This window comes from Kitasatospora sp. SC0581, from assembly GCF_048159585.1.
In the GTDB taxonomy this organism is placed as follows: Bacteria; Actinomycetota; Actinomycetes; order Streptomycetales; family Streptomycetaceae; genus Kitasatospora.
The window spans coordinates 104,888-131,363 of record NZ_JBLRWA010000015.1; the positions used below are offsets into that span (position 1 = coordinate 104,888).

At 74.8% G+C, this 26,476-nt stretch carries 28 protein-coding genes; 12 read left to right on the top strand and 16 right to left on the bottom strand.

The genetic code is table 11. The features are described 5' to 3' along the window. Nucleotides 1-40 precede the first annotated feature (40 nt). Nucleotides 41-982: a polysaccharide deacetylase family protein gene (locus tag ACLWS4_RS22795; RefSeq protein ID WP_416875078.1), complete on the bottom strand. Its 942-nt coding sequence runs from the start codon at nt 980-982 to the stop codon at nt 41-43. A gap of 241 nt (nt 983-1,223) precedes the next feature. Between ACLWS4_RS22795 and ACLWS4_RS22800 the strand changes: the two genes are divergently transcribed. Further along, entirely contained in the window at nt 1,224-1,751 is a 528-nt protein-coding gene (locus tag ACLWS4_RS22800; RefSeq protein ID WP_117486546.1) for a GNAT family N-acetyltransferase, read from the top strand. A gap of 63 nt (nt 1,752-1,814) precedes the next feature. Here the strand turns inward: ACLWS4_RS22800 and ACLWS4_RS22805 are convergent, their stop codons facing one another. Next, entirely contained in the window at nt 1,815-2,699 is an 885-nt protein-coding gene (locus ACLWS4_RS22805) for a carbohydrate kinase family protein (protein WP_416875079.1), read from the bottom strand. A 375-nt stretch (nt 2,700-3,074) separates the two neighbouring features. Here ACLWS4_RS22805 and ACLWS4_RS22810 point away from each other — a divergent pair, with 375 nt between their 5' ends. From ACLWS4_RS22810 to ACLWS4_RS22820, 3 genes are all read left to right on the top strand, one after another. After that, complete coding sequence (locus tag ACLWS4_RS22810) at nt 3,075-4,664, top strand: M1 family metallopeptidase (protein ID WP_416875080.1); 1,590 nt, start codon at nt 3,075-3,077, stop codon at nt 4,662-4,664. A 171-nt stretch (nt 4,665-4,835) separates the two neighbouring features. Continuing rightward, nucleotides 4,836-5,342, top strand: a complete 507-nt coding sequence (locus ACLWS4_RS22815) for an NUDIX hydrolase (protein WP_074003825.1) — start codon at nt 4,836-4,838, stop codon at nt 5,340-5,342. Nucleotides 5,343-5,402: 60 nt separating this feature from the next. Beyond that, entirely contained in the window at nt 5,403-5,639 is a 237-nt protein-coding gene (locus ACLWS4_RS22820) for a hypothetical protein (RefSeq protein ID WP_049659354.1), read from the top strand. Between the two features lie 14 nt (nt 5,640-5,653). Here ACLWS4_RS22820 and ACLWS4_RS22825 read toward each other — a convergent pair whose 3' ends face one another. The 3 genes from ACLWS4_RS22825 to ACLWS4_RS22835 form a co-directional block, all read right to left on the bottom strand. Further along, nucleotides 5,654-7,234, bottom strand: coding sequence for a sigma-70 family RNA polymerase sigma factor (locus ACLWS4_RS22825; protein WP_416875081.1), 1,581 nt, complete (start codon nt 7,232-7,234; stop codon nt 5,654-5,656). Between the two features lie 232 nt (nt 7,235-7,466). Beyond that, on the bottom strand, nt 7,467-8,504 hold the full coding sequence (locus ACLWS4_RS22830; protein ID WP_241852977.1) for a CAP domain-containing protein: 1,038 nt from the start codon (nt 8,502-8,504) through the stop codon (nt 7,467-7,469). A gap of 115 nt (nt 8,505-8,619) precedes the next feature. After that, the gene (locus ACLWS4_RS22835; RefSeq protein ID WP_049661127.1) at nt 8,620-9,099 is read right to left on the bottom strand and encodes a GNAT family N-acetyltransferase; all 480 of its coding nucleotides are present in this window, start codon (nt 9,097-9,099) and stop codon (nt 8,620-8,622) included. Between the two features lie 329 nt (nt 9,100-9,428). Here ACLWS4_RS22835 and ACLWS4_RS22840 point away from each other — a divergent pair, with 329 nt between their 5' ends. From ACLWS4_RS22840 to ACLWS4_RS22860, 5 genes are all read left to right on the top strand, one after another. Then, complete coding sequence (locus tag ACLWS4_RS22840) at nt 9,429-10,973, top strand: ATP-dependent DNA ligase (RefSeq protein ID WP_416875082.1); 1,545 nt, start codon at nt 9,429-9,431, stop codon at nt 10,971-10,973. Nucleotides 10,974-11,220: 247 nt separating this feature from the next. After that, nucleotides 11,221-11,454, top strand: a complete 234-nt coding sequence (locus ACLWS4_RS22845) for a ferredoxin (RefSeq protein WP_416875083.1) — start codon at nt 11,221-11,223, stop codon at nt 11,452-11,454. Nucleotides 11,455-11,563: 109 nt separating this feature from the next. After that, nucleotides 11,564-12,778 (top strand): cytochrome P450, encoded by a 1,215-nt coding sequence (locus tag ACLWS4_RS22850; RefSeq protein WP_416875084.1) that lies wholly within the window; start codon nt 11,564-11,566, stop codon nt 12,776-12,778. A 170-nt stretch (nt 12,779-12,948) separates the two neighbouring features. Further along, nucleotides 12,949-13,113, top strand: a complete 165-nt coding sequence (locus ACLWS4_RS22855) for a hypothetical protein (RefSeq protein ID WP_158077733.1) — start codon at nt 12,949-12,951, stop codon at nt 13,111-13,113. 103 nt (nt 13,114-13,216) lie between these two features. Continuing rightward, the gene (locus tag ACLWS4_RS22860; RefSeq protein ID WP_117486557.1) at nt 13,217-13,555 is read left to right on the top strand and encodes a hypothetical protein; all 339 of its coding nucleotides are present in this window, start codon (nt 13,217-13,219) and stop codon (nt 13,553-13,555) included. A gap of 85 nt (nt 13,556-13,640) precedes the next feature. On the opposite strand, the gene ACLWS4_RS22865 is transcribed toward ACLWS4_RS22860, so the two are convergent. The 4 genes from ACLWS4_RS22865 to ACLWS4_RS22880 form a co-directional block, all read right to left on the bottom strand. Continuing rightward, nucleotides 13,641-14,501, bottom strand: a complete 861-nt coding sequence (locus ACLWS4_RS22865; RefSeq protein ID WP_416875085.1) for a hypothetical protein — start codon at nt 14,499-14,501, stop codon at nt 13,641-13,643. 126 nt (nt 14,502-14,627) lie between these two features. Further along, the gene (locus tag ACLWS4_RS22870; protein ID WP_049659097.1) at nt 14,628-14,912 is read right to left on the bottom strand and encodes a DUF427 domain-containing protein; all 285 of its coding nucleotides are present in this window, start codon (nt 14,910-14,912) and stop codon (nt 14,628-14,630) included. A gap of 68 nt (nt 14,913-14,980) precedes the next feature. After that, the gene (locus ACLWS4_RS22875) at nt 14,981-15,217 is read right to left on the bottom strand and encodes a DUF6296 family protein (RefSeq protein WP_049659098.1); all 237 of its coding nucleotides are present in this window, start codon (nt 15,215-15,217) and stop codon (nt 14,981-14,983) included. Between the two features lie 15 nt (nt 15,218-15,232). Next, nucleotides 15,233-15,478, bottom strand: coding sequence for a DUF2277 domain-containing protein (locus ACLWS4_RS22880; protein ID WP_117486559.1), 246 nt, complete (start codon nt 15,476-15,478; stop codon nt 15,233-15,235). A gap of 199 nt (nt 15,479-15,677) precedes the next feature. Here ACLWS4_RS22880 and ACLWS4_RS22885 point away from each other — a divergent pair, with 199 nt between their 5' ends. Then, the gene (locus ACLWS4_RS22885) at nt 15,678-16,874 is read left to right on the top strand and encodes an MFS transporter (RefSeq protein WP_049659100.1); all 1,197 of its coding nucleotides are present in this window, start codon (nt 15,678-15,680) and stop codon (nt 16,872-16,874) included. A gap of 11 nt (nt 16,875-16,885) precedes the next feature. Here the strand turns inward: ACLWS4_RS22885 and ACLWS4_RS22890 are convergent, their stop codons facing one another. From ACLWS4_RS22890 to ACLWS4_RS22900, 3 genes are all read right to left on the bottom strand, one after another. Continuing rightward, complete coding sequence (locus ACLWS4_RS22890; protein ID WP_049659101.1) at nt 16,886-17,404, bottom strand: gamma carbonic anhydrase family protein; 519 nt, start codon at nt 17,402-17,404, stop codon at nt 16,886-16,888. A 56-nt stretch (nt 17,405-17,460) separates the two neighbouring features. Then, nucleotides 17,461-18,759 carry a serine hydrolase domain-containing protein gene (locus ACLWS4_RS22895; RefSeq protein WP_416875086.1) on the bottom strand — a complete coding sequence of 433 codons (1,299 nt, stop codon included), beginning with the start codon at nt 18,757-18,759 and terminating at the stop codon, nt 17,461-17,463. 174 nt (nt 18,760-18,933) lie between these two features. Continuing rightward, entirely contained in the window at nt 18,934-19,500 is a 567-nt protein-coding gene (locus tag ACLWS4_RS22900; protein ID WP_416875087.1) for a DJ-1/PfpI family protein, read from the bottom strand. Between the two features lie 257 nt (nt 19,501-19,757). Here ACLWS4_RS22900 and ACLWS4_RS22905 point away from each other — a divergent pair, with 257 nt between their 5' ends. Next, a complete protein-coding gene (locus tag ACLWS4_RS22905) occupies nt 19,758-20,306 on the top strand; it encodes an RBBP9/YdeN family alpha/beta hydrolase (RefSeq protein WP_416875088.1) in 549 nt (182 codons plus the stop codon). 49 nt (nt 20,307-20,355) lie between these two features. After that, nucleotides 20,356-20,952, top strand: a complete 597-nt coding sequence (locus ACLWS4_RS22910; protein WP_049660092.1) for a hypothetical protein — start codon at nt 20,356-20,358, stop codon at nt 20,950-20,952. Between the two features lie 107 nt (nt 20,953-21,059). Here the strand turns inward: ACLWS4_RS22910 and ACLWS4_RS22915 are convergent, their stop codons facing one another. The 4 genes from ACLWS4_RS22915 to ACLWS4_RS22930 all read right to left on the bottom strand — a co-directional run bounded on the left by ACLWS4_RS22915 (nt 21,060) and on the right by ACLWS4_RS22930 (nt 26,462). Then, nucleotides 21,060-23,369, bottom strand: a complete 2,310-nt coding sequence (locus ACLWS4_RS22915) for a transglycosylase domain-containing protein (RefSeq protein ID WP_416875089.1) — start codon at nt 23,367-23,369, stop codon at nt 21,060-21,062. 199 nt (nt 23,370-23,568) lie between these two features. Continuing rightward, complete coding sequence (locus tag ACLWS4_RS22920) at nt 23,569-25,086, bottom strand: alpha/beta hydrolase (RefSeq protein WP_416875090.1); 1,518 nt, start codon at nt 25,084-25,086, stop codon at nt 23,569-23,571. Nucleotides 25,087-25,255: 169 nt separating this feature from the next. Beyond that, on the bottom strand, nt 25,256-25,681 hold the full coding sequence (locus tag ACLWS4_RS22925) for an acyl-CoA thioesterase (protein ID WP_416875091.1): 426 nt from the start codon (nt 25,679-25,681) through the stop codon (nt 25,256-25,258). An 85-nt stretch (nt 25,682-25,766) separates the two neighbouring features. Next, on the bottom strand, nt 25,767-26,462 hold the full coding sequence (locus tag ACLWS4_RS22930) for an HAD-IA family hydrolase (protein WP_416875092.1): 696 nt from the start codon (nt 26,460-26,462) through the stop codon (nt 25,767-25,769). Nucleotides 26,463-26,476 lie beyond the last annotated feature (14 nt).

Genomic DNA, 26,476 nt, shown 5'->3' on the forward strand with positions numbered 1-26,476 from the left:
CTCGCGGTGGCCGCGGTCGGATGGCCGCTCCGGGCCGCCGCTACAGGTAGTCGTCCAGCCGGGCCAGCGCGAAGCCCTGCGCGGTGACGTCGTTGACGACCTTGCGCAGCAGGTCCGGCATCGAGGCCTTCCAGATGTCGGTGCCCCGGAAGTGGGTCAGGATGATGTCGCCCGGGTGCAGCTTCCGGTCGTCGTAGCGCCACTCCATGTGGTCCGGGAAGGCCTCCTCGTTCCACATCGGCACCGCCTGCACCCCGCAGGAGGCCGCCGCGCGCAGGGTGTCGTCGTTGTACTCGCCGTACGGCGGCCGGAACAGCCGGGGGCGGACGCCGATCTGCTTCTCCAGCTGGTCCTGCTGGGTGCAGATCTCCTCGCGCTGGGTGTCGTAGTCCAGCACCTTCAGGTTGCGGTGGTTGATCGTGTGGTTGTTGATCTCCACGCCCTGGGCGTGCAGGTCGCGGAAGTAGCCGTAGTTCTCGCGGGCGAGGTAGTCGGAGACGTAGGTGCTGAGCGGGATGCCCAGGTCCGCGGCCATCCGGGAGAACTCGGGGTCCTTCTCGTCACCGTCGTCGACGGTCAGGAAGACCACCTTGTCGTCGGTCGGCACCCGGAAGACGACGGGCGGGCGGCCGTCCGCGAGCTTGACGCCCTGCACCGGGGTGAGCTCGGGCTTGGTCGCCGGACGCGGCGGAGCCTTCAGCGGCGGGCGCTCCAGGCCCCAGTGCTGCGCGGCCGCCTCCTGACGGGCCACGGCCTCGGCGCCGTTCGCCTCCTCCGCCAGGGGCGGGGCGCCGGCGTGGTCGGCGTCCGGGGCGGCGGGCGCCGCGTTCGCCTCGGGGGCCGCGTTCGCCTCGGGGGCCGGGACGGCCTTCGGCCCGGCGGGAGCGGCCGGAGCGGCGCAGCCGGCGAGGACGGCGGAGAGGCAGACGGCGGCCAGCAGGCCGGTCCGTACACCGCCCCGGTGGTGCTGGCTTCCCCTCAAACCCCCATTATTACGACAAACTGATGGTCTGTTCATGGGTGCACTGCTCCCCTGCCGTGCACCACCGCCAATCCCCGCGTCACCCGTGCGGGGCAGCGACGCACCGGGTCCTTGCCGTTCCTTTGCCCGGGTGGCGGGGCGACCGGGTGACCGCCGGTCCGACGGCCGGGGCGGAGCGGGCCGGGCGGGGCCGCCGGGAAAACCGATTGCGGCGACGGCCCCCGAATCGGATCATGCGCGCATGACGAACACCGCGCCCCGCCGCTCCGACCTCTGGACCGTCACCACGGCCGACGTGACCGCCCCCGAGGCCCTGGACCTGCTGCGCGAGTACTACTACGACGTGGCCAACCGCTACTACCGCCTGCACTTCGACCGGGAGGGCACCCCCGAGGAGCTGGAGTCCGGCCTGGCCGACTCCCCCAGCGACGACCTCGCCGCCCCGGACGGCCACTTCCTGATCGGCCGCCACGACGGCGCCGCCCACTCCTGCGCCGGCCTGCGCCGACTAGACGCCGCCACCGTCGAACTCACCCGGGTCTTCGTCCGACCCGGCCTGCGCGGCACCGGCGGCGGCGCCGTGCTGCTGGCCGCCGTCGACCGGGCCGCCCGCTCCCTGGGCGCCGAGCGGATCGTCCTCGACACCCGCCTCGACCTGGTCGAGGCCCGCGCGCTCTACCTGCGCAACGGGTACCGGGAGATCCCCGCCTACAGCAGCGGGCCGTACGCCCAGGTCTGGTACGGCAAGGACCTCGCCCCCGTCGAGTAGCGGCGGCGGCCCGGAGGGAACGGACCGGGTTCACACCGCGCCGACGCGCCGGGAGGGCTCCGGTCAGTCCGCCAGGGCGGCCGCGAGTTCGGCCGCCGAGGGCGGGTTGGCGCCCGGGCGCGCGACGGTCAGCGCCGCCGCAGTCACCGACTGGGTGAGGCAGACCGCGATATCGGCGCCGGACGCGTGGGCGTGCAGGAAGGCGGCCATGAAGGCGTCGCCGGCGCCGACCGTGTCCGCGACCGGTACCGGGAGAGCCGCGGCCTCGGCGCGTCCGCCCCCGGCGGTGCGGGCGAACGCGCCCTCGGCGCCGAGGGTGACCGCGACCACGGCCGGGCCGAGGGCCAGCCAGCGCTCGGCGACCGCCTCGGGCCGCTCGCCCGGGTAGAGCCAGTCCAGGTCCTCGTCGCTGACCTTGACCAGGTCGCTCAGCGCCACCCAGCGCTCGACCCGGCGGACGGCCCCGGCCCGGTCGCCCATCAGCGCCGGGCGCACGTTCGGGTCGTAGCTGATCCGCGCGTGCCCGCGCCAGCGCTCCACCAGGGCCAGCACCGAACCGGCGCCGGGCTCGGTCACCGCGGCGATCGAACCGAGGTGGATCGCGGCGGGCGGCTCGGCGAGTTCGGTGGGCGGGAGCGTCCAGTGGATGTCGAAGGTGTAGCGGGCCCGCCCCTGCCCGTCCAGCTCCACCACCGCCGAGGGCGTCCGGGCGACGTCGGCGGCCCGGACCCGCACCCCCGCCGACTCCAGGTGCCGCCGGATCAGCCGGCCGTTGGCGTCCGGCCCCAGCTCGGTGAGCAGGGTGGCCGGTCGGCCCAGCCGGGCGAGGCCGTACGCGACGTTCGCGGGGCTGCCGCCGGGGTGCACCCGGTCCGGGACGTCACTCGTTCGGACGATGTCGGCGACGCACTCGCCGATCACCAGAACGGGCGAGGCTGGGCTGGTCACGGCGGCTCCTGGCATCCGGTACGCGGGCGTCGTCTCGACCGCCAAGCCTACGGGGTGCGTCCGGGCGCACGGCGCCCGGGCAGGAAAGTACGGCCGCCGGACCTGGCCAGGTTTTCCGACGGCCGTGGCTCGTCCGTCAGGGGACGATGCACTCCTGACGTTAGACCGCGTACGGGCGCCGCGCCATCACCGTGGGCCGTCCGGGGGACACGGTGTGTCGCCGGGGCCGTGATCCGCCGTCGCACCACGCCGCGCCGTCGGACCGCACCGATCGCGCCCGCGCCGGCCCGACGGTCCACTAGCATCCGTGGGCCAGGCTCTCCCCGCCCCGGGGGCTCCGCCTCCGCTCCCGCTCGTGAAGTGCGGTGATCACCCTTGTCCAGGCCCCTCGGCCTCCTCAGGCTCTTCAGGCCCCGCGCCCGTCTCGTCCCGTCACTCGCGCTCAGCGCGGTGCTGCTGTCCGCGAGCGTGCCGACGGCCGGCGCCGCCGACGGGCTGGGCGATCCGGTCTTCCCCTCGCTCGGGAACACCGGGTACCGGGTGCTCGGGTACGACCTGGCCTTCGACTACCGGGCCGGGCCCCGGACGGTGGACGGCACAGCCGTGCTCACCGTCCGGCCCGACCGCACGCTCGCCCGGCTGGACCTGGACGCGCTCGGACTGGCCGTGCGCGCCGTCCGGGTCGACGGGCGGCCGGCGGGCTTCGCCGCCCACGACGAGAAGCTGACGGTCACTCCGGCCAGGCCGTTCCGCCCGGGCGCCGTCGCCCGGCTGACCGTCGAGTACACCGCCGACCCGCGCGCCGCGCTGCCGCACACCGGCTGGGTCCCCACCCCGGACGGCTTCGCGGTGGCCGGCCAGCCGAACAGCGCGCACACCGTCTTCCCGTGCGACGACCACCCCAGCGACAAGGCCCGGTTCACCATCTCCGTGACCGCCCCGGACGCTCTCCGCGGCGTCGCCAACGGCGAGTTGACGGCCACCGAACGGCGCGGCGACGGCCGCACCACCCGCCGGTACGTGTCCCGCGAGCCGATGGCCACCGAGCTGGTCCAGGTCTCGGTCGGCGACTACACCGTGCGCGAGCGCACCGGCCCGCACGGCCTGCCGCTGCGCGACGTCGTACCGACCGCGCGCGCCGCCGAACTGGAACCCGCGCTCGCCCTCACCCCCGGCCAGCTCGCCTGGGCCGAAGCGCACCTGGGGCCCTTCCCGTTCGAGACGTACGGGCTCCTGCCGGCCAACACGGACGATCCGGCCGCGTTCGCCTTCACCGGCCTGGAGACCCAGACGCTCACCCTCTACAAGCCGAACTTCCTGCGGCAGGCGGAACCGGCGATCGGCTCGCACATGATGCACGAGCTGGTCCACTCCTGGTTCGGCAACAGCGTCTCCCCCGCCAGGTGGTCCGACCTCTGGCTCAACGAGGGCCACGCCGACTTCTACGGACTGCTGTACCGCTACGAGCGCGGATGGCCGGACGCCTGGGGCTACACCACGCTGACCGACCGGATGCGCTACCTCTACGGGCTGGGCGACCAGTGGCGGCACGACTCCGGGCCGGTCGCCTCCCCCACCGCCGCCGACCTCTTCGACAGCCAGCGGTACACGGGCGGCGCGCTGGTGCTGTTCGCGCTCCGGGAGAAGGTCGGGGCGGCGGCCTTCGACCGGATCGAGCGGGCGTTCCTGCGCACCTACCGGTCCGGGAACGCGACCACCGAGGACTACGTGCGGACGGCCTCGGCGGTGTCCGGGCAGGACCTGCGGGGCTTTCTCGACGACTGGCTGTACGGGCTGCGGACGCCGCCGATGCCCGGTCACCCGGACTGGGTGGTGGGCCCGGTGGGCCTGGCGGGGGCGGCTCCGGGGGCTCCCGGGGCACCGGTTCCCGGGGCGTCGCTCTGGGAGGGTGGGGCCGCGGAGGCGGGCGGGCCCGCGGTGGCGCGGGGCTCCGGAACGCTCTGACGGCGCGGCTGGGACTGCTGGTGCACGCCCGGCGCGCCGCCGTGCGTCCGGTCGCGGCTCGCACGCCCCTGACCGGCAGGGGCGGGTGGGGCCATGGTGGTTCCCACGGCCCGCCCGCCGCCCGGCAGAGTCCCGGTCGGCTCGCGGGCCGTCCAGGGTTACGCTGCCGGCATGTCCGATCAGGGAAGCTACCGCCGCGAATCCGCCCGTGTCCTGTTGATCGACGAGCTGGACCGCCTGCTCCTGCTGAAGTTCCATGTCGACCCGGACGCTCCCGAGAGCGGTCACGGATGGTGCACGCCCGGCGGTGGTGTCGAGGACGGGGAGACCCTGGCAGAGGCGGCAGCCCGCGAGCTTCGCGAGGAGACCGGCCTGTCCGTGGAGCCGGAGGCCTTGCGGTCAGCCGTCGCGGAGACCTCCGGATACGCGGATGTCGGCTGGGCCGAAGGGATCTTCCGGGACGTCTTCTTCCGGCTTCGCGTCACGGGCCACCAGGTCGACGTCAGCGGCCAGGAGGCGAACGAGCGCACGTACCACGCCGGCCATCGCTGGTGGTCCGTCACCGACCTCGCGGCCACCGGCGAGACGGTCTACCCGCTCGGCCTGGCCGGGTTGGCGGCCGAGCTGGTGGCCGGGCGTGTCCCCACTGATCCGGTTCAGCTGCCCTGGCATCACTGAGGACCGCCGCTCGGGCACGCCGCGCCGTAACCCTTCCGGCGCAGCGTCGTTGGACCGGCCATGAAGAAGCGCAGCATGCTTGCCGTCGCCTCGATCGCCGTCGGTGTCGTGGCCTCCCTCACCGCGCCGAGCGCGCACGCCAGTGCCGTGGGCGGGCAGGAGGGACTGCCCGGGCCGCTGAGCAGCGCTCCGGACCTGGTGCCCGGGCAGGTCGGTGACGCGGGCGGCGTCCTCGGGGATGCCACGGGCTACGTGACCGGGTCGGCGAACGGCCTGGTGGCGGCCACTCCGGCGTAGTCCCCGCCGATGGCTCAGGACATCGGGGCTCCGAGGTCCTGGGTCCAGTAGGGGGTGCCGGCCGCGTTGGTGGCGAAGCCGACGCCGATGTCCTTGAACCCGCAGTCGAGCATGTTGGACTGGTGGATTCCGCCGTCCATCCAGCGGGCGAAGACGGCGGCCGGGGTGGTCGGGCCCCGGTCGAGGTTCTCGCCCCACTGGGACCAGCGGTAGCCGGCGGCGGTGATCCGGGCCTCGGTCCGGACGCCGTCCGGGTTGACGTGGTCGAAGAAGCCGCGGGTGGCCATGTCGTCCGCGTGCTTCTGGGCCGAGCCGTGCAGCCGGGGGTCGATCCGCAGCGGGGCGCAGCCGGCCCTGGCGCGTTCGGCGTTGACCAGGTCCACCAGCTGGCGTTCCGGGTTGGGCTGCGGTGTCGCGGTGGCGGTGCGGGTCGCGGTCGGTGTGGCCGTCGCCGTGGGCGTCGGGCTCTCCGCGGGCAGCGGGGCCGGCACCGGTGTCGGGGCGGTGGCGGCGGGTGCGGCGGCGGCCGTCGGGACGTCCTGGGCCGCGGCCGGGGCGGTGGATTCGGGTGCCGTCGGCTGCGGCGGCTCGCCGGCCTGCGGCCAGACCAGGGCGAGGGTGGTCACGGCGACCGCCGCGGCCGCGCCGCTCACCAGGACGGCCTTGCGGGCCGCGGTGCCGGCCCAGCCGCCGTGCCCTCCCGCCGCCGCGTGCGCGCCGGTACCGGTAGAGGCCCCGGCTCCCGCGCCCGAGCCCGCTCCGGTGGCGGCCGAGGAGGCGACGGCGGCCGCCGTGTGCTGGAAGTGGAGCAGCACGGGCGAGCCGAGCGGGATCGGCACCAGGGCGAGGCCGGCCAGCAGTCCTTCGGCCGGGAACAGGTCCCGGCCGAGGCCGCCGCAGTCCGCGCAGTCCCGGATGTGACGGGCGATGCGCTTGCGCCAGACCGAGTTCGGGGTGCCGTCGAAGCCCGCGGTGAGCTCGGTCAGTCCGGGGCAGCGGGGGTAGGCGCAGAGCGCGCGGACGACGATGCGGCCCGCTTCGAGCTGCTTCTTCATCCGCTGCACGCGCACGGCGGTGTGCTGCGGGCTCAGGTCGAGGGCCTCGGCGAGTTCGGCGCGGGTCAGATCGCCGGCGGCCTCCAGCCACCAGAGGGCGAGCAGCTCGCGGTCGTCGGGGTCCAGCCAGCGGGTGGCCTCGGCCACCTCGCGGCGCTGGCCGGACAGGCCGAGGCGCAGGATGGTGAGGTCGGTGAAGTCGGCCCGGGGGTCGGCGACCTCCCAGGTCTCGTCCAGGCCGCCGACGGTCGGCTGCTGCTGACCGGCGGCGTGCCGACGGCGCACCTGGTTCATGGTGATGGCGACCAGCCAGGACCGGAAGGACTCCGGGTCGCGGAGCCCGTCCAGGCCGTCCAGGGCCCGGATCATGGTCTCCTGCGCGACGTCGTCCACGTCGGCGTGGCCGCCGAGGGCGCGGCCGGCCACGTTGTAGACGAGCGGCAGCCAGGCGGCGACCAGCGCCTCCCGGGCCTGCCGGTCACCTGCCTGCGCCGCGAGCACCAGGGTGGTCCCGGTCCTGTTCTGCACCTCAGCGTTCATGGTCCGCACTCCGTGTTGCCGTGTATCCGTCCGCCGCTGCCTCCTCGGAGACCCGTGGGGAGTGATCAGATAACAACAATGTGCACGGAATCGGAAAATCGGCCCGGATCGGCGGGCCCGGTCTGAGGGTCAGACCGGGCCTGGGCAGGAGCGGAAGCCGGGACGATCAGGCGTGAGCCACGGTCGGAGCGGGTCCGAACGGAGGCCGGACCAGGGTCGGTTCAGGGCCGGTTCACGCCGGGGAGGCGAACACCTGGGTCCACCACGGGCCGTTGTTGCCGGTCCGCACGCCCACGCCGAGCTGCTTGAACGCGCAGTTCAGGATGTTGGCCCGGTGGCCGGGGCTGTTCATCCAGGAGTCCATCACCGCGGCCGGGTCCTTCTGGCCGCGGGCGATGTTCTCGCCCCAGGTGCTCCAGCTGTACCCGGCGGCCTCGATCCGGTAGTCGGCGTGCTTGCCCTCGGGGCTGGCGTGGTCGAAGTAGTTGCGGTCGGCCATGTCGTCGCTGTGCGACTGGGCCGCACTCGTCAGCCGGGGCTCGGCGCTGACCGGCCCGCAGCCGGCCTTGCCGCGCTCGACGTTGACCAGGTCGACGACCTGCTGGGCGTACGACGGGGCCGCGCCTCCGCCGGCCGGCACGCCCCCTCCCCCAGGCATGCCCCCGCTCCCCGGGAAGCTGCCGCCCCCCGGCATCCCCGGGATGCCCCGCTTGGCGGTGCCCTGGCCCGCGGTGGAGGCACCGGCGGCGGTCGGGGTCGCCTTGACGGCGGAGGCCGTGGGAGTGGGGACGGCCGTCGGGGAGGCGGCGGCCGAAGCCGTCGGGGAGGCCGGAGCGGTCGGCGTGGCGGAGGCGCCCTGGGTGGCCGCCGGGTCGGCCGCGGTGGGGGTGGCCGGCAGCGGAACGTCCGGGTTCGTCCCCCCGGCGCCGGGCACCTGGATGCCGTCGTGCGTGCCCAGCTCCGCCGAGATCAGCATGTCGGCGGCCAGCGACTGGCCCGCCATGTCGCGGTCGGTCTGCTTGCCGCCGTACGCCGCGTAGCCCGCACCGGCCAGCGCGGCGAACAGCCCCGTCCCGGCCACGGCGACGACGACCGCGGTCACCGGCACGATCCCGCCGCCCCGCCGCGCCCGGCGGCCCCGGCCGGCGTGCCGCTCGGCAGCCCGCCGCGCCGCCCGGCCACCGGAGCGGCCGCGGGCCCCATGCCCGCTGTCGCTGCCGGCGCCGCCCCCGCTCGCCGGGAGGATGGTCGTCCTGTCGTCGCTGTTCACGTGGCCACGCTTTCTGTTCCGGGTCGACTGGTCGGGTGTCGACACATGGGAGACCTCCCGGCGGGGCGCCGATAACAGAAATTCCGAACGAATGTCCGGGGGCCAGGCCGCGGTCTCAGCCGGCCGGTGCCTCCGGAGCCATGTCGTAGGTGATGAACCTGGTCTGATTGGCGACCTTGTCATATTTTCCACGGGCCCGGTAATTGTCTTCAGAGGTGATCCAGCGGACGGTGTTCCACCCGCGTTCCGCCGCGATTTCCCGCAGCCGGCCCAACAACGCGTCCACCGCCCCGCCGCCGCGGACCTCCGGCGCCACGAACAGATCGTCCAGGAAGCACCCGACCGCCCCGTGCAACGGCCGCGAGAACGGCCGGTAGTGCGCCAGCCCGACCGGCCGCCCCTCCCCGTCCCGGACCAGCAGCCCCGCCACCTCGTGCCCCGGATCCATCACCCAGGACCACACCAGCTCGGCCTTCTCCTCCGGAATCGGCACCCGGTAGAACTCGCAGTACCCACGGAAGAGTTCACGCCAGGCCGGGTAGTCACCGGCCTCGGGCACGCCGACGCTCCAACGGGCCGTGGAGGTGTCGTTCATCTCGGTCTCCATCACTCAGGGGGCGGTACGAGCCACCCAGCATGACGCCCCGTCGCCCCACCGCGGATCACCGCCCCGGCCAAGAGCACGTACCCGCTACGCCACTCCGGCGCCTTGCCTCCCCGGCCAGGACCCCCGGACGCAGCACCGCCCCGATCAGCCCAACCCGCCCGGGGCGGGGGCAGGGGCGGCCTCGGACACCGGCCCGCCAGGCGCGCGAGCGGGTGGACACGGGGGCCGGGCCGGGCCCGGCTGGGCGACGGCTGCACGGGTGCTCGGGTGCGGGGGTGGGGGTGGGGGCGGATGCTGAGGGGGGTGGAGGTGGTGGTGTGGCGGGGTTGTCGAGCTTGGCGTCGGTGTCGCGGGAGGTGGCGGCGGAGGCGGGGCGGCGGGCGAAGACGGGGCTGTTGGCCGGGTGTCTGCGGGGGCTGGGGCCGGTGGAGGGGGCGGCGGCGGTGGCGTTGCTGTCCGGGGAGTCGCAGCGGTTGCGGACCGGGATCGGGCCGGCGGCGTTGCGGGGTTTGCCCGGGCCCGCGGCGGAGGCCTCGCTCGGGGTGCGGGAGGTGGAGCGGGAGCTGGAGCGGATCGCGGGGGTGCACGGGGCCGGGGCGCAGGCGGAGCGGCGGCGGCTGCTGCACGGGCTGTTCGCGCGGGCGACGGCGGAGGAGCAGGGGTTCCTGCGGGCGGTGCTGGTCGGGGACCTGCGGCAGGGGGCGCTGGAGGCGGTGGTCGGGGACGCGGTGGCGCGGGCGGCGGGGGTGCCGTCGGCGGCGGTGCGGCGGGCGCTGATGTTCCGGGGGTCGGCGCGCGCGGTGGCGGAGGCGGCGCTGACCGGCGGGGAGACGGCGCTGGCGGCGTTCCGGCTGGAGGTGGGGCGGGCGGTGCGGCCGATGCTGGCCGCCTCGGCGCCGGACGTGGCGACGGCGCTGGAGCGCACCGGTCCGGCCGCGCTGGAGTGGAAGCTGGACGGCATCCGGGTGCAGGTGCACCGGGAGGGCGGGGAGGTCGCGGTGTTCACCCGCGGCCTGGAGGACATCGCCGCCCGCGTCCCCGAGGTGGTCGAGGCCGCGCTGGCGCTGCCGCTGCGTTCGGCGGTGCTGGACGGCGAGGCGATCGCGCTCGGTCCGGACGGCCGGCCGCGCCCGTTCCAGGAGACCGCCGCACGCACCGCCTCCCGGCGGGACCCGGACCGGCTGCGCGCCGAGGTCCCGCTCGACGCCTACTTCTTCGACCTGCTGCACCGGGACGGCGAGGACCTGGTGGACCGTCCCGGCCGGGAGCGCTGGGCGGCGCTGGCCGGGGCGGTGCCGGACGGCCTGCGGGTGGCCCGCACCGAGACCGGGGACCGCGACCGGGCGCTGGCCTTCTTCCGCGACACGCTGGCGCTCGGCCACGAGGGCGTGCTGGTGAAGGACCCGTCGGCCCCGTACGCGGCCGGGCGGCGCGGCGCGGGCTGGATCAAGGTGAAGCCCCGGCACACCCTGGACCTGGTGGTGCTGGCCGCCGAGTGGGGCAGCGGGCGGCGGCGCGGCTTCCTCAGCAACCTGCACCTGGGCGCCCGGGCGGCGGGCGAGCCGGGGCTGGGCCCGTGGGTGATGCTCGGCAAGACCTTCAAGGGCCTGACCGACGAGACGCTCGCCCGGCAGACCGTCGAACTGCTGGCCCGGGAGACCGGACGGGACGCCTGGACGGTGCGGGTCCGGCCGGAACTGGTCGTCGAGATCGCCTTCGACGGGGTGCAGCGCAGCTCCCGCTATCCGGCCGGGCTCGCCCTGCGGTTCGCCCGGGTGGTGCGCTACCGGCCGGACAAGGACGCCGCCGAGGCGGACACCGTCGCGACCGTACGGGAGATCGCCGCCGCCGAGGGGCTCTGAGCCGGGAGCGGGCGGCTACGGGCAGCGCCCGGCGGCCGTGAACCACCGTACGGTACAGGCTTGTTGGGGTGATGCCGGTTCAAACCTCCCGCGCCGCTCCGGCGGCTCCGACGGGAGCCGAATCGGCCATTCTCGGCGATCCCGCCACCGCGCCCTCCGTGGACGGAGTAGCGGCGGTTAGGTTGGCAATGACAACGAGAGGCGGCCGCCGGGCAGCCGGCGGCGCACTGGCGAGAGGTGCCCGACCATGCGGGTGAGTGTCGACCGGGACCGCTGCTGCAGCTCCGGGATGTGCGTCACGAACGTTCCCGAGGTCTTCGACCAGGACGACGACGACAGTCTGGTGAAGCTCCGTCAGACTGCCTTCAGGCCCGACCAGTTCGAGGATCTCAGACTGGCCGCCCAGCTCTGCCCGGGCGGCGCCATCACCGTGGTCGAGGACGGGCCGGCGGAGGCCGGGGCCGCCTCGGTCGACGGCTGACCGTACGCCGGTCCGGGCCGGCCGCGGACCGGAACCGCACCCGGGACCGGCGAACGTCCGGCAACCCCACCCCCACCGGAGAACCATCGCGACGCAAGGAGACCCCGCCTTGACGAGCACACCCACCGTGCCCGCCGTCCCGCTGCCGGCCCGGCACTCCGCCGGCTGCCCGTTCGGCCCGCCGCCCGCCTACACCGAGGCCGCCGCCACCGCGAACCTGAGCCGCGCCGAGCTGCCCGGGGGCGAGTCCTGCTGGCTGGCCACCGGCTACGCCGAGGTCCGCGCCATCCTGTCCGACCGCCGGTTCAGCGCGGACCTGCGCCACCCGACCTTCCCGCTGCTGATCGCCGGCAGCCGGGAGCGGATCGGCGAGAACCCGAACTTCCTGAACCTCGACGACCCCGAGCACGCCCGGCTGCGCCGGATGGTCACCGGGGACTTCCTGGTCAAACGGGTCGAGGCGATGCGCCCGGACATCCAGCGGATCGTGGACGAGGCGCTGGACGGGATGACCGCGGGCCGCGCCGAGGCCGACCTGGTCGCCGACTTCGCGCTGCCCGTCCCCTCGCTGGTGATCTGCCTGCTGCTCGGCGTCCCGTACGAGGACCACGAGTTCTTCCAGGGCATCAGCCGGACACTGCTCAGCAACACCAGCCCGTTCGAGGAGCTCCTGGCGGCCCGGGACGAGATGCTGGAGTACCTGGAGGCGCTGACGGCCCGCAAGCGGGAGGAGCCGCGGGACGACATCCTCAGCCGGCTCGCCGTCCGCGACGACCTCACCCCGCGCGAGGTCGCCAGCACCGGCTTCCTGCTGCTGGTCGCCGGGCACGAGACGACCGCGAACATGATCTCGCTCTCCACCGCCCTGCTGCTGGACCGGCCCGAGCAGATCGCCAGGCTGGCCGACCCAGCCGCGGTGCCCGGCGCGGTGGAGGAGCTGCTGCGCCTCCTCACCATCATCCACACCGGGGTGCTCCGGGTGGCGCTGGAGGACGTGGAGCTGGGCGGTACGACCGTCCGGGCCGGGGAGGGCGTGGTCGCGATGCTCTCCACCGCCAACCGGGACGGGGCGGTGTTCGGCGGCGCCGACCGGCTGCCGGCCGACGAACTGGACCTGGACCGGGACGCCCGGCGGCACATGGCCTTCGGCTTCGGCGTGCACCAGTGCCTCGGCCAGCCGCTGGCCCGCGCCGAGCTCCAGATCGCGCTGGCCACGCTGTTCCGGCGGCTGCCCGGGCTGCGGCTGACCGTCCCGCGCGACGAGCTGGCGTTCCGCACCGACGCGTTCATCTACGGCATGCGGTCGCTGCCCGTCGCCTGGTGACGCCCGGGGGTCTCCTGGCGCTCGGGTGGGGTCCGCGGGGCGCTTCCCGGGTCACCCGGCTGGCCCTCGCGCCGGGGCGGAGGCAGGCTGGAGGGGCGAAGAGCCACCACCGGTCCCGCCGCGCCTCCGGCCCGGGCGCGCCAGGACCGGCCGAGGAGACGGAGCCCGCGATGACCGACATGAGTGACCGGTCCAAGGTGAGTACCGAGGACGACGAGGACATCCGCGCCGCGGACCCCGAGGAGGGCGTCCCCTCGATGCAGAACCTGCACGCACAGGACACCTCCCAGGCGGAGGGCGCCCCCATGCTGGACGAGCCCGGCCAGCCCGGCTGACCGTCCGCCGTACCGACTCGACCGCCCGGTGCCGCCGGGCGGTCGCCGCGACCGCAGGTGTCGCTGCTCCGGCGGCGGGCCACCCGCGGGGGAGGATAGGCGCATGACCGAACACGACCAAGGAAACCGCCAGGCCCAGCCGCCCGCGGACCCGCGCACGTCGTGGGCGACCTGGACCACCCAATCGATCATCAGCGGCCCCGGCGGGGTGACCACCACCGAGATCGGCCCGATCTCCGGCGACCTCACCGTGCACACCACCTGGGTGGACGGCGAGGCGAGGCTGACCGTCCAGTACACCGGAGCGCTGGACTGGTACACGGTCACCGGCAGCCCGGTGCCGGCGCAGGACGAGACCACCGCTCGGGCGATCCACCAGGCGATGGTGAACGGCGTCAAGGCCGGCCGGGGCGCGGGTGCCCCGGCGCCGCCGAAACCCTAGGAACCCCGGGAACCTGGACGCCCGGGGTTCCCGAGCCTCCGGCGACAGGCGCGCCCGGGACCGTCACCGGTCCCGGGCGCGCCTGTCACTCCTCCCCCGGTGGCCGCGGAGCCGTCTCCCCCTTCGGCGGCGGCGCGGCCGCGGCCCAGTAGGCGCCGTCCGCCGGGCGGCGCTCGCGCAGGTCCCCGCGCACCTCGCCGGCCAGCCGGCGGGTATCGCGGCGGTTCATGGTGGCACCTATGCCAGCGCCGACCAGCAGCGGCGTCACCGCCGGCAGGTGGCGCAGCGAGCTGCGGGTCAGCCGGCGGCGGACCTGCTGGCGCACCTCCGAGCCGATCGCCAGCGCGGCGAAGCCGGCCGGGCGCACCAGCAGGCCCGCGTCGATCCCGCGGCGGTTGGCCCAGGCGCCGAGGTAGGCGCCGGCCCGCTGGGTGGCGGTGCCCTGTGCCGGGGTGCCGTAGACCTCGTGCAGCTCGGCGATCAGCTTGATCTCCACGGCCGCGACCGCGAGCGTCTCGGCCGCGATCTCCAGCGGCATCGCGGGCGGCACCGGCAGCATGGCCGCCGCGCCGACGCCCGCGCCGAGCGCGCCGGAGGCCCGGACGGCGCCGGTGACCAGCAGGTCGGCCAGCTGCTCCGGGAAGGCCGCGTCGGGGTGCTGCGCCCGCAGGGTGGCGAGGTCGCGCACCGGGATCCGCGGCGCGGTCCGCACCAGCTGGTCGGTCAGCGCCTTGCCGCCGAACGCGGCGCCCTTGGCCGCTCCCCTGGCCGCCCCCTTGGCGGCGACCCGGCCGCCGTGGCCGAGCAGCCGGGCGGTGTGCAGGACCACGGCCCGGCCGCGGCCGCGCTGCCTCGCCGCGTACGCGGCGACCGGGCCCCGGCCGACGGGCTGCTCGGACTCCTCGACCAGTTCGGCGAGCCGCTCGCCCAGGTCGGGCTCTGCCACGTCGGGCCCGCTCGGGTCGGGCTCGGCCGGGTCGGATCCGGGACGCGGCCGGAAGCGGTCCGGCCTGCGGAAGACTGCCATGGGCTCCGGTACCCCTTTCGCGAGGACGGCACGGCCCGGGGCCGCCTACTCGGCGACCACCACCCCGCGCCAGAAGGCCACCCGGCCGCGCACGTGCTCGGCCTCGGGCTTCGGGTCGGTGTAGTACCAGACGGCGTCCGGGTTGGTCCGCCCGTCCACCTCCAGGCTGTAGTAGCCGGCGGTGCCCTTCCAACCGCACACCGTGGTGGTCTCCGAGGGGCGCAGGTACTCGGTGCGCACCGCCTCGGCCGGGAAGTAGTGGTTGCCCTCGACGACGACGGTGTCGTCGCTCTCGGCGATGACGACGCCCTGCCAACTCGCTGTGGTCATACCGCGATTGTGCCCGACGGACGGAATCCGCGCCGGGGTTCCGAGTCCTCGCCCAGGGTTCCGGGCGGTCAGGGCAGCGGGTGGGCGTGCACCGGCAGGTGCGGGCTCTGGTGGCCGCCGCTGGCGAGGATCCGGACCTCGCCGGCGTCGCTGATCTCCGCCCGGACGATGCCGCTCTCGTCCTCGTACACCGGGTGGCCGCCCGGACCGGTCGCGTCGGTGCGGGTGACCACCACGACGTCCTGCGGGGCCTGGGTGCCCGGGGTGCCGGGGAAGGTGAGGGCGTAACGCTCGGCGTGGCTCATCACAGCTGCTCCTGCCTACCCGGCGGCCTCGGCCGGCACGGCGGCCCGGGCGTGCGGGCCGCGGACCTCCAGCTCGGCGAGCAGCCGGGCGGTGGCCTCCGCGACGGCGTCCACCGCCCGGTCGAAGGCCTCCCGGTTGTGCGCCGCGGGGGCGCGGAACCCGGACACCTTGCGGACGTACTGGAGGGCTGCGGCGTGGAAGTCCTCCTCGTCGGCGTCGGGCGTGACGGGAGGTCGCAGCGTCTTGATGTTGCGGCACATGCTCCCAGTCTCGCGCGCGGGAGCCGCGTCGGCGACCCCCTTTCGTCAGCCGGCGACGCCCTTTCGTCACACGCACCTCACGGCGCCGTCATCCGGCCGGATTAGGATTCCGGACGAACGAATTCATCCCGCCGTCCTTCCCGCCTTCATCCCGCCGCGCGCTTCCCCGGTCCGTCGGCATCACTCCGGAGTCACCCCCTTGCCTCTCGCGCTGCTCGCGCTGGCCGTCACCGCGTTCGCCATCGGAACCACCGAATTCGCCGCCATGGGGCTGCTCCCCCAGGTCGCCGACAGTCTCCACGTCTCCATCCCGCAGGCGGGCTGGCTGATCTCCGCGTACGCGCTGGGGGTGGTGGTCGGCGCGCCGCTGCTGACCGCGCTGGCCGCCGGACGGCCGCGCAAGGCGGTGCTGGTGGCGCTGGCCGCGCTGTTCGCGACCGGCAACCTGCTCTGCGCGGTGGCCCCGGACTTCTGGACGCTGGCCGCCGCCCGGCTGATCACCGGGCTGCCGCACGGCGCCTTCTTCGGAGCGGGCGCGGTGGCGGCGGCCGAGCTGGTCGCACCGGACCGGCGGGCCCGGGCGGTGGCCGTGATGTTCTCCGGACTGACCGTCGCCAACATCGTCGGCGTCCCGGCCGCCACCCTGCTCGGCCAGCACCTGGGCTGGCGGGCGACCATGCTGGTGGTCGTGCTGATCGCGGCCGCCGGAACGGTCGCCATCGCCCGGCTGGTGCCCGCGCTCCCCTCCTCCGGCCAGTCCGGGCTCCGGCACGAGCTGCGGGCCTTCCGCAGCGGCCAGCTCTGGCTGGCGCTGGCCACCGTGGTGTTCGGCTGCGGCGGCTTCTTCGCCTGCTACAGCTACATCGCGCCGCTGCTCACCGAGGTCTCCGGGTACGCGACCGGCTCGGTGACCCTGGTGCTGGCGCTGTTCGGGGTCGGCATGACGATCGGCAACGTGCTGGGCGGCTTCGCCGCCGACCGGGCGCTGCGCCCCACCGTCTGCGCGGCCTTCGTGCTGCTCTCCGCCACCCTGGCGCTGTTCGCGCTGACCGCGCACGCCCGCTGGTCGGCGGCCGTCACGGTGGTGCTGATCGGGCTGTTCGGCTTCGCGATCGTGCCGGCCGTGCAGACCCTGGTGCTCCAGAAGGCGCGCAGCGCGCCGACCCTCGCCTCGGCGACCGTCCAGGGCGCCTTCAACCTGGCCAACGCCCAGGGCGCGTACTTCGGCGGGCTGGCGCTGGACGCCGGGCTCGGCTGGACCGCGCCGACGCTGGTCGGCGCGGTCCTCGCGGCCGCGGGCGCGGTGGTCGCGGTGCTCGCCTGGGCGGCCGACCGCCGCCGGCCCGCCCCGGTGGCGACGGAACCGGCGGCCGCGGCAGCGATGACCACGGCCTAGCCGGGAAGCCGCTAGATCTCGCGGTGGGCGTCGGCGAGCAGCTGGTAGCCGGCGCCGTTGGCCTTGATGCCGGTCTTCTCGTCCTCGGTCAGCTCGCGGCGGACCTTGGCCGGGACGCCGGCGACCAGCGAGCCGGGCGGGACGACCATGCCCTGCGGCACCACCGCGCCGGCCGCGACCAGCGAGCCGGTGCCGATCCGGGCGCCGTTGAGCACGGTGGCGTTCATGCCCACCAGGACGTCGTCCTCGACCGTGCAGCCGTGCAGCACGGCGTTGTGGCCGACCGAGATCCGCTCGCCGACCACCAGCGGGAAGCCGGGGTCGGCGTGCAGGGTGCAGTTGTCCTGGATGTTGCTGCCCGCGCCGACGCTGATCGACTCGGCGTCGCCGCGCAGCACCGCGCCGTACCAGACGCTCGCGCCGGCGGCGACGGTCACGTCCCCGACCACGACGGCGTTCGGCGCCACGAAGGCGCCCGGGTCGACGGCGGGCACCCGGCCCCCGACTGCGGCGATCAGCGGCTCTGCCATGGGTCGTCCTCCTGTGACGGTCGGCGGTTCTGTCGCCGGTCAGCGTAGGGGGTCGGTCACGGTGCCATGCGGGCGAGGTCGGGTGCCGCGGCCGCCGCCTGGGCGCCGCACAGGGCGGTCGTGGTCACCTTGCGCCAGGCGGTGTTGGCGGCGTCCGGGTCCGGGGCGTCGTAGAAGGTGGTGTCGGCGGCGAACGAGCGGCTGCCGTCCGGGGCGGCGAGCATCATCGTGCTGTAGCCGGGGATGCCGCCGGCGTGGCCCCAGAACGGGCCGCAGGGGGTGTCCAGGCGCTGGAGGCCGAGGCCGTACGTCCGGCCCTCGCCGTGGTCGGTGGTCCGCTTCATCGCGGCGAGTTCGGCCGGGCGCAGCAGGCGGCCGCCGAGCAGGGCGTCGAGGAAGGCGGTCAGGTCGGTGGTGGTGGAGATGCCGCCGCCGGCCGAGCCGGCCATGGACGGGTTGAGCACGGTGACGTCGGCCGGACCGGTGTCCGTCCTGACGTAGCCGTGGGCGTGCGGGCCGGGGATGAACGGGAGGTCGCCGGGCATCCAGGTGCCGGTGAGCCGCAGCGGGCGGATGATCCGGCGGGTGACCTCGTCGTTCCAGCTGTGGCCGGTGAGCTTCTCGATGATCATCCCGACCAGGATGTAGTTGGTGTTGGAGTACTGCCATCCCTCGCCGGGGGCGAAGTCCGGCGGGTAGGTGTTCGCGAGGTCCACCAGGTCCCGCAGCCGGTAGGACTTGTAGCGGCGGTCGGCCAGCCAGTCCCGGTCGACCTCGAAGGCCCGGTCCCGGGTGTAGTCGGCGACGCCGCTGGTGTGGTCGAGCAGCTGCCGGACGGTGATCGCGGTGCTGTTCGGGACGATGCCCGGCAGCAGGCACTCCAGGCGGTCGTCGAGGTCCAGCCGGTGCTCGCCGACGAGTTGGAGCAGGGTGGTGGCGACGAAGGTCTTGGTGGCGCTGCCGATCCGGAACGCGCCCTCCGGGTCGGCGGGTTCGCCGGTGCCGAGTTCGGCGACGCCGGTGGCGTTGCGCCAGACCAGCCGGCCGTTCTCGCGGACGGCGGCGAGGGCGGAGGTCGAGTAGCCGGGGTCGGTCATCCCGGCGAGGGCGGCGTCGGCGGCCGTCCAGTCGCCCCGCCGTTCGGCGGCGCCGTCGGTGCCCGTGCCATCGCCGGGCGTGCCGCCGGTGACCGCGAGGTGCACGGCGCCGTGGCAGCCGGGGGCCGGCGGCCGGCCGGCGGGCCCGGCGACGGCGGTCGGGGCGAGGGTGGTGAGCAGTCCCGCGCCCACGGCGGCGGCGACGGCGACGCGCGGGGCGGTCCGGCGGCGGGCGGGGGCGGTCGGGTCGGCGGTCATGCCGTCCTCCCTGGTCCGGGGTCGGCGGAGTGGGCAACTCCGGTCGGCTGGTGCTCACCTGACACCTTGCCGGATCGGCCGGGCCGGATCGTCCGCCTGGGGAGGGGGTCCCGCCCCCGAGGGATCCCGGAGCCGGACCCCGAGACGCCTCGGGGTCCGGCTTCGGGATCAGCGCTAGACGAGCGGCGCCTTGGTGCGCAGGACCTCGATGAAGGCCCGCAGCCAGGCCGGGTGGTCGGGCCAGGCGCGGGCCGAGACGACGACGCCGTCCACCACCGCTTCGCCGTCCACGAACTCGGCGCCCGCCGCCTTGATGTCCGGGGCCAGCGCCGGGTAGGCGGAGCTGCGGCGGCCGTCCAGCAGGCCGGCGGCGGCGGTGATCAGCGGGCCGTGGCAGATCTGGGCGACGGGCTTGTCCTCGGCGAAGAAGTGCCGGGCGATCCGCTGTACGTCCGGGTCGTTGCGCAGGTACTCGGGGGCGCGGCCGCCGGGGATGACCAGGGCCGCGTAGTCGGCCGGGTCGACGTCGGCGAGGGCCACGTCTGCGGGCCAGGTGTAGCCGGGCTTCTCGGTGTAGGTGTCGAAGCCCTCGACGAAGTCGTGCACCACGAACTGGAGGCGTTTCTTCGTCGGGGCCGCGATGTCGACCTGGTAGCCCTCCTCGCGCAGCCGCTGGTAGGGGTAGAACACCTCCAGTGACTCGGCGGCGTCCCCGGTGACGAGCAGGATCTTCGATGTCATCGCCGACATCCCTCCACGTGGTCGAGCCTCGGATCGGGTACGGGCGCCGGGCGGTGGCGGCCGGCCCGGGCCCGGTCCAACCTCCCGTACCGGCGACACCGTTGGCAACGGGGCGCACCGGGCGTACGACGGCGCATACGGAGCTACGCGCGCCGGTTGCGGGGAGTGCGCGCCTGGTCGGGCGCCCGGCTGCGGGGGTCGGCGGCCCGCGTCCTAGACTCCTGCTGCCCACGACCGTCCCGCTCCCGGAGGAGCCCATGCCCGACCGCACCACCTACCTCGTCCTCCCCGGCTACCAGAACTCCGGCCCCGAGCACTGGCAGACCCGCTGGGAGGCGGCCGGGCCGGAGTCCTTCCGCCGGGTCGAGCAGGCGGACTGGGACCACCCGGAGCGGACGGACTGGGTGGCCCGGGTGGACGCCGCGGTGGCCGCGGCCGCCGCCGAAGGCCCGGTGGTGCTGGTCGCCCACAGCCTGGGCTGCGTCACCGCGGCCCACTGGGTCGCCACCGCCTCCGCCGAGCGGACCGCCGCCGTCCGGGGCGCGTTGCTGGTCGCCCCGGCGGACGTCGACACCGCCGAGGTCCCGGAGCTGGTGAACTTCCGCCCGGTGGCGCTGGAGCGGTTCCCGTTCCCGGCCCTCGTGGTCTCCTCGACCGACGACCCGTGGGTCTCGGCCGAGCGGGCCCGCGCGTTCGCCGCCGCCTGGGGCGCCCGGTACGTCGAGCCGGGCGCGTACGGGCACCTCAACTCCGACTCCGGACTGGGCGACTGGCCGGAGGGCCGCGAACTGCTCGCCGGGCTGTGACCGCGGCGACGGGGGGAACGGGGGCGCGGGGACGATGAACCGGGGGACGATGAACCGACGGACGTCCCGGACCAGGCGCGTCCTGGTCCGGCTGCTGGCGGGCAGCGGGCTGGCCGCCGTCCTGCTCTACACCGAGGGGCAGTGGGAGAGCCGCTCGGGCGGGCTGATGCTGGTCGCCGACCTGCTCAACCAGCCGGAACTGCTGATCGGCGGGGCGCTGGCGGCGCTGATCGCGGCCGCCTGGCTGAGCGACCCGCGCGCCGCCGTGCGGACGGCCACCCGGGCGGTCACGGTGACCGCCGGGGTGGTGTTCCTGCTCGGCGTGCTGGCCGCGCACAAGGTGTCGGCGGCCGAGACCCGCAGCCGGGAGGACGCCCCGGCCGGGGCCGAGCGGGCCCTGGTGGTGGTGCACCGCTCGTACGCCACCGGGCCGGGCCCGGACGAGCGCTGGCAGGTGCTGCTGGAGAGCGGCGAGGGCTGGTCGGCCCGGCGCTGGTCGCTGGCGGACATCGGCCGGCGCCCGGGCGACGCCCGGCTGGTGGAGGCGAGCTGGACCGGGCGCTCGCAGATCACCGTGGTGACCGACTCCTACCGGCGGGTGTTCAACCTCGACCAGGACAGCGGCGAACCGGTCGAGGCGCGGTAGCCGGCCCCGCCTGGGTACGGGTACTCAGGCGGGGCCGGGCAGTTCACCGGTCGTCGGGGTCACCGCTGCTCGGGGTCACCGCTGCTCGGAGTCGCTGCTCCTCGGGGTCACTGGTCCGACGGGTCGGTGGTGCCGGGCGGGGCGGACGGCGCGGTGCGGCCGGTCGTCGGGCCGGTGTCGCGCGGCCGGCCGGTGTTCCCCGGGCCCCCGGTGGCGGGCGCGCCGCTGCAGGTGACCGAGCCCGGCGAGCCGCTGGCGGTGGTGCAGTTGGCGTCCCGCCGGGGCGGGTCCGGGATGCGGACGGTGGCGAACGGCTTCTCCGGCATGCTCCGGACGGCGTCGCTCATCGCCTGCTGCCAGATCGGCCCGGGGCCGGTGGCGCCGAAGACCTCGGCCTGGTACTTGCCGCCGATCCGGATGTTGCGCATCGGCACCTTGGTGCCCGGGCTGCCCAGCCAGACCGAGCCCGCCAGGTTGCCCGTGTAGCCGGTGAACCAGGCCGACTTCTTCTCGTCCGTCGTCCCGGTCTTGCCCGCGATCTGGCGGCCGTCGTCCAGGCCGAGGTCGCGCGCCGTGCCGCCCTTCTCGGTCACCCCGAGCAGCACGCTGTTGATCACGTCGGCGGTGTCCTCGGACATCGCCGGGGAGCAGCGGACCGGGGGCACCGGGACGTCGGTGCCGTCCACGGTGGTGATCCTGTTGATCGCCAGCGGCGCGCAGTAGGTGCCCCGGGCGGCGAAGGTCGCGTACACGTTGGCCATGGTCAGCGGGCTGACCTCCTGGGTGCCGAGGCCGAGCGCGGGCAGTTCCTGGAGCGGCTCGCCGTTCGCCTTGCCCTCCATGCCCAGCTTGTTGGCCATCTGCTTGACCGCGCAGAGGCCGATCTCCTGCTCCATCTGCACGAAGTAGGTGTTCACGGAGAGCGCCATGGCCTGCTTGAGCTCGTACGGGCCGACCTCACCGGCGCTCTCGTTGGGGATGGTCCCCTCCTTCTTGCCCTTGCTGAGGTTCTTCCAGGTGCCGTCGCAGGTCTTCATCGTCGGCCAGTCCATCCGGTTCGGCGAGTCGTACCGCTGGGTGGGCGACAGGCCGGCCTCCAGGGCCGCGGCGGCCACGATCGGCTTGAAGTTGGAGCCGGGCTGGAAGCCGATGCCACCGCCCATCGCCGCGTCCACGTTGTAGTTGACGACGGTCTCGTTCTTCTCCTTGGCCAGGCCGTACGGGCGGGTCTGCGCCATCGACAGGATCTTGCCGCTGCCGGGCTCGACCATCGTCATCGCGGCCGAGACCGGGTCGGTGACGTACACCTTGGTGGAGACGGCGTTCTGGGCGGCGGCCTGCTTGTCCGGGTCCATCGTGGTGTAGATGTTCAGGCCGCCGGTGTCCCACAGCTTCTTGCGTTCGGCCGAGCTCTTGCCGAACACCGGGTCCTGCTTGACCACGTGCCGCACGTAGTCGCAGAAGAAGCCCATGCCGGCCTTGGCGGTGATGCAACCGTTCTGCGGGTCCCGGTAGTTGAGGCCGAGCGGGGCGGCCTTCGCCTCCCTGGCCTGGTCCGCGGTGATGTGCTTGTTCTCCACCATCTTGTCGATGACGGTGTCGCGGCGCTTCTGCGCGGCCACCGGGTGCAGCTTCGGGTCGTACTGGGACGGGTTCTGCACCAGCCCGGCGAGCATCGCCGCCTCGGGCAGGCTGAGGTCCTTGGCGTCCTTGCTGAAGTAGCGCTGGGAGGCGGCCTGGATGCCGTACGCCTGGTGGCCGTAGAAGGTGATGTTGAGGTAGTTGGTGAGGATCTGCTCCTTGCTCAGGTCCTCCTCCAGCTTGATGGCGTACCGGAGTTCCTGGATCTTGCGGCCGAGGGTCTTGCGCTGCGCCTCGCGCACCGCGTCCGCGTCGTCCCCGGCCTTCTCCACGTTGACGTTCTTCACGTACTGCTGGGTCAGGGTGGAGGCGCCCTGGACGGCGGCGCCGCTCTCCGCGTTCTTGGTGATCGCGCGCAGGATGCCCTTGAGGTCGACGGCGCCGTGCTCGTAGAACCGGGCGTCCTCGATGTCCACCTGCGCCGTGCGGATCAGCGGGGACATCTGGTCGGCGGGTATGACGGTGCGGTCGCGCTCGTAGACCTTGGCGATCAGGCCGCCGTTGGCGTCGAAGATCTGCGTCGCCTGGCTCAGCGGCGGGGTCCTGAAGTCGTCGGGGATGCTCTCGAAGCCCTCGGCGCCGTTCTTCGCGCCGAGCCCGACCGCCCCGGCCGCCGGGAGGATCAGGCCCGCCAGCAGCACCCCGCCCAGCACGCTGGAGCCGAGGAAGGTGGCCGCGTGGCCCAGGAAGCCGATCGGGGTCTCGCGGCGCCTCGGTCGCGGCACCCAGGTGTCGCCCGGGTCCGAAGCGGCGGGTATGCGGCTCTTCGGTGACATAGATCGAACATTACGGCCGTGAACAGGCCGTGGGGAGCGGGTGTTGGCGAAGGATTGTCACAAAATCGCGACGGATTCGACTCATTCCCGAGGGTCGAACGGGCGTGCACGACGGGGCAAGGACCGTTCGTCCACGGCCCGTTGCCCCGCGCGCCGCCCGGCCGACCTCGCTCGGCCGGTTCCGCTCAGCCGAACCCGCTCAGCCGGCCGGGCAGAAGACGTCCCGGGCCGGGCGGTGGCCGGTGACCAGGTAGTCCGTCACCACCTCGTCGCCGCAGGCGTTCCCGTTGGCCCGGTACACGTCGTGGCCGCCCGAGTCCACCGTCACCATCCGCGCCCGGTCGCCGAACGCCGCACGCAGCTTGAGCGCGCCGGTGTACGGCGTCGCGGGGTCGCGCAGGTTCTGCGTGAGCAGCACGTTGGACGGGCCCCGGTCGGTGACCCGCACCGGCGGCTCGGCGGGCGCGAACGGCCAGAAGGCGCAGGGCATCACGTTCACCGGCAGGCCGGCGGTGAGCGGGCGGGCGGCGCGGTCGGCGGTCACGGCCTTGGCGTAGCCGGCCGGGTCGGCGGGCCACCGGACGTCGTTGCAGAGGGTCCCGACCGAGACGGCGATGGTGTTCTGCACCGCCGCCTCCGGCGGCACCACCGGGGCGGGCAGCGGACGGCGGCCGAGCCCGGCCAGCATCAGCCCCGCGACGTCCGGGAAGCGGGCGTCCGCGTTCATGCCGTCCAGCAGGGTCTGGCGCAGCACGTTGCCGTTCAGCTCCTCCGGGTTGGCGCCCGGCCAGGGCAGCGGGGCCCGGTCGAGGCGGGCGGCGAGGTCGAGGAAGAGCGGGCGGACCTCCTCGGGGGTGTCCGCGACCCGGTCCGGGTTGTCCGGCGCGGACGCCCACCTCGCGAAGTCCGGGAAGCGGTCCTCGACGCCCCGGCCGTAGGCGTCCAGCCAGCCGCGCCCGACCCGCGACGGGTCCGGGTCGTCGTTGCTGTCCAGCACGACCCGGTCGGTCCGCTCCGGGAACATGGTGGTGTAGACGGCGCCCGCGTAGGTGCCGTACGAGACGCCCCAGAGGGAGAGCCGGCGCTCGCCGAGGGCGCGGCGGATGCCGTCGAGGTCGCGGGCCTCGTTGGCGGTGGAGATGCTGCGCAGCACCGGGCCGCCGTTGCGCGCGCAGGTGTCGGCGACGCGGCGGGCGGTGGCCAGGTTCCCGTCGATCGAGCCGTCGGCGGCCGGCCAGGGACGCAGTTTGACCATCGACAGGTCGGCGGGGTCGAGGCCGCAGCTGACCGGGGTGGAGCGGCCGACGCCGCGCGGGTCGAAGCCGACCACGTCGTAGCGGTCCCGGACGGACTGGGGCAGGCGCCCGGCCATGCCGTGGACGAGGTCGAGGCTGGAACCTCCCGGTCCGCCGGGGACGGCCAGCAGGACGCCTCGGCGCCGGCCGGGCTCGGCGGCGCTGATCCGGGAGACGGCGAGGGTGACGCGGGCGCCGTCCGGATCGGCGTAGTCCAGCGGGACGGTGACCTCGGCGCACCGTTGGGGGCTGTCGGCCGGGGCGCCCGGACACGCGGCCCAGGCGAGGCCGTCCCGCCCGGGGTTCGCGCTCTCGGCCGCACCGGCGGGCAGGGCGCTCAGCGCGGTCACGGCCAGGGCGGCGGCCGCGGTGAACGCGGCGGTGACGGTGCGGGCGGGTGTGGTTCGGGTGGGCTTCGTCATGCCCAAGAGTCTGCTGGGGCACGGGACTTGGAACCATGCGGGCAGCGGGCCGGTCGGGGGTGGGGAAATCCCCCGGGCGTCGGGGAGGGGGCGGAGACCGCTTCCGGCCGCGGTCTCCGGCCGCGCGGGGTGGGGGTGGTGGGAGCGGTACGGCGGGGTCCGGTCCGGCTCAGAGGCCGAGCAGGCCCGGTTCGGCGGCCAGGGCGCGCAGCGGCTCGCGCGGGTCGGCGACCAGCCTGCGCTCCGCCAGGTCGAGGATGCCGCCGACACCGGTGATCTCGGCCGCCAGCACGCCGTCCTCGCGGACCAGCCGCTGCACCACCTGGAAGGTCTTGCCGTCCCGCCAGGTGAACGAGCAGCTGACCGCCACCGAGTCGCCCGCGCGCAGCTCCCGCAGGTACTTGACCGTGGTCTCCAGGACCACCGGGCCGACCCCCTCGGCGACCAGGTCCGCCTGGCGGATCCCGGCCGCCCGGAGGTACTCCCAGCGGGCGTGCTCGGCGTACTGGAGGTAGACCGCCTGGTTCAGGTGCCCCTGGGAGTCCGTCTCGTACCCGCGGACGGTGATGTGCGTGGTGAAGTCCTGATCACTCATGCCCCGCACGGTACTCCGGGCCCCCGGGGCACCACCTCGTGTCCTCCGTCACCCGTCCCGCCCGTCCCACCCCGGATCACCCGGATCACCCGGACAGGACGGCCAGCAGCGGCGTGAGGGCGTCCGGCCGCCGGTCGACCGGCAGGTGCTCGACCGGGTGGAAGCCGCAGCCGAGCGCGGTCGCGCCGCCGTCGCAGGTCCGGTCGTCGCCGACCATCAGGACGTCCGCCGGGGCGAGGCCGAGCCGCTCGCAGGCGGTCTCGAAGATCACCGGGTCGGGCTTCTGGGCGCCGACCTCGTAGGACAGCACGTAGACGTCGACCAGCTCCTCCAGGCCGTACGCGCGGAACACCGGCCGCAGGTCCCAGGCGATGTTGCTCACCACGGCGACCGGCACGCCCCGGCGGCGCAGCTCGCGCAGCACGGGGGCGGCGTCCGGGTACGGGCGCCAACTCGCGGGCGCCAGGTGGGACTCGTAGAGGGCGTCCACGTCGAGGGCCGCGGGCGGCTCGGCGGCGCGGGTCAGCGCGGTGTACGCGGTGCGATGCAGCTCGGGGGTCAAGTCGCGGGTGTCCCAGGCCTGCTGGACCTCCGGCGGGATGCGGCGCGGCGGCACACCGCCGGGCAGGGCGCCGAACTCCTCCAGCCGGGCTATCAGTTCGGCCTCCTCCCCGGCGGGCAGGGCGAGGCCGGTGGCGGCGAGGTGGGCCGCCAGCCACTCGGCGGTGGAGACGACCCTGAAGAGGGTGCCGGAGAAGTCGAACATCACAGCTTTGGTCATGGCCCGAGCCTAAG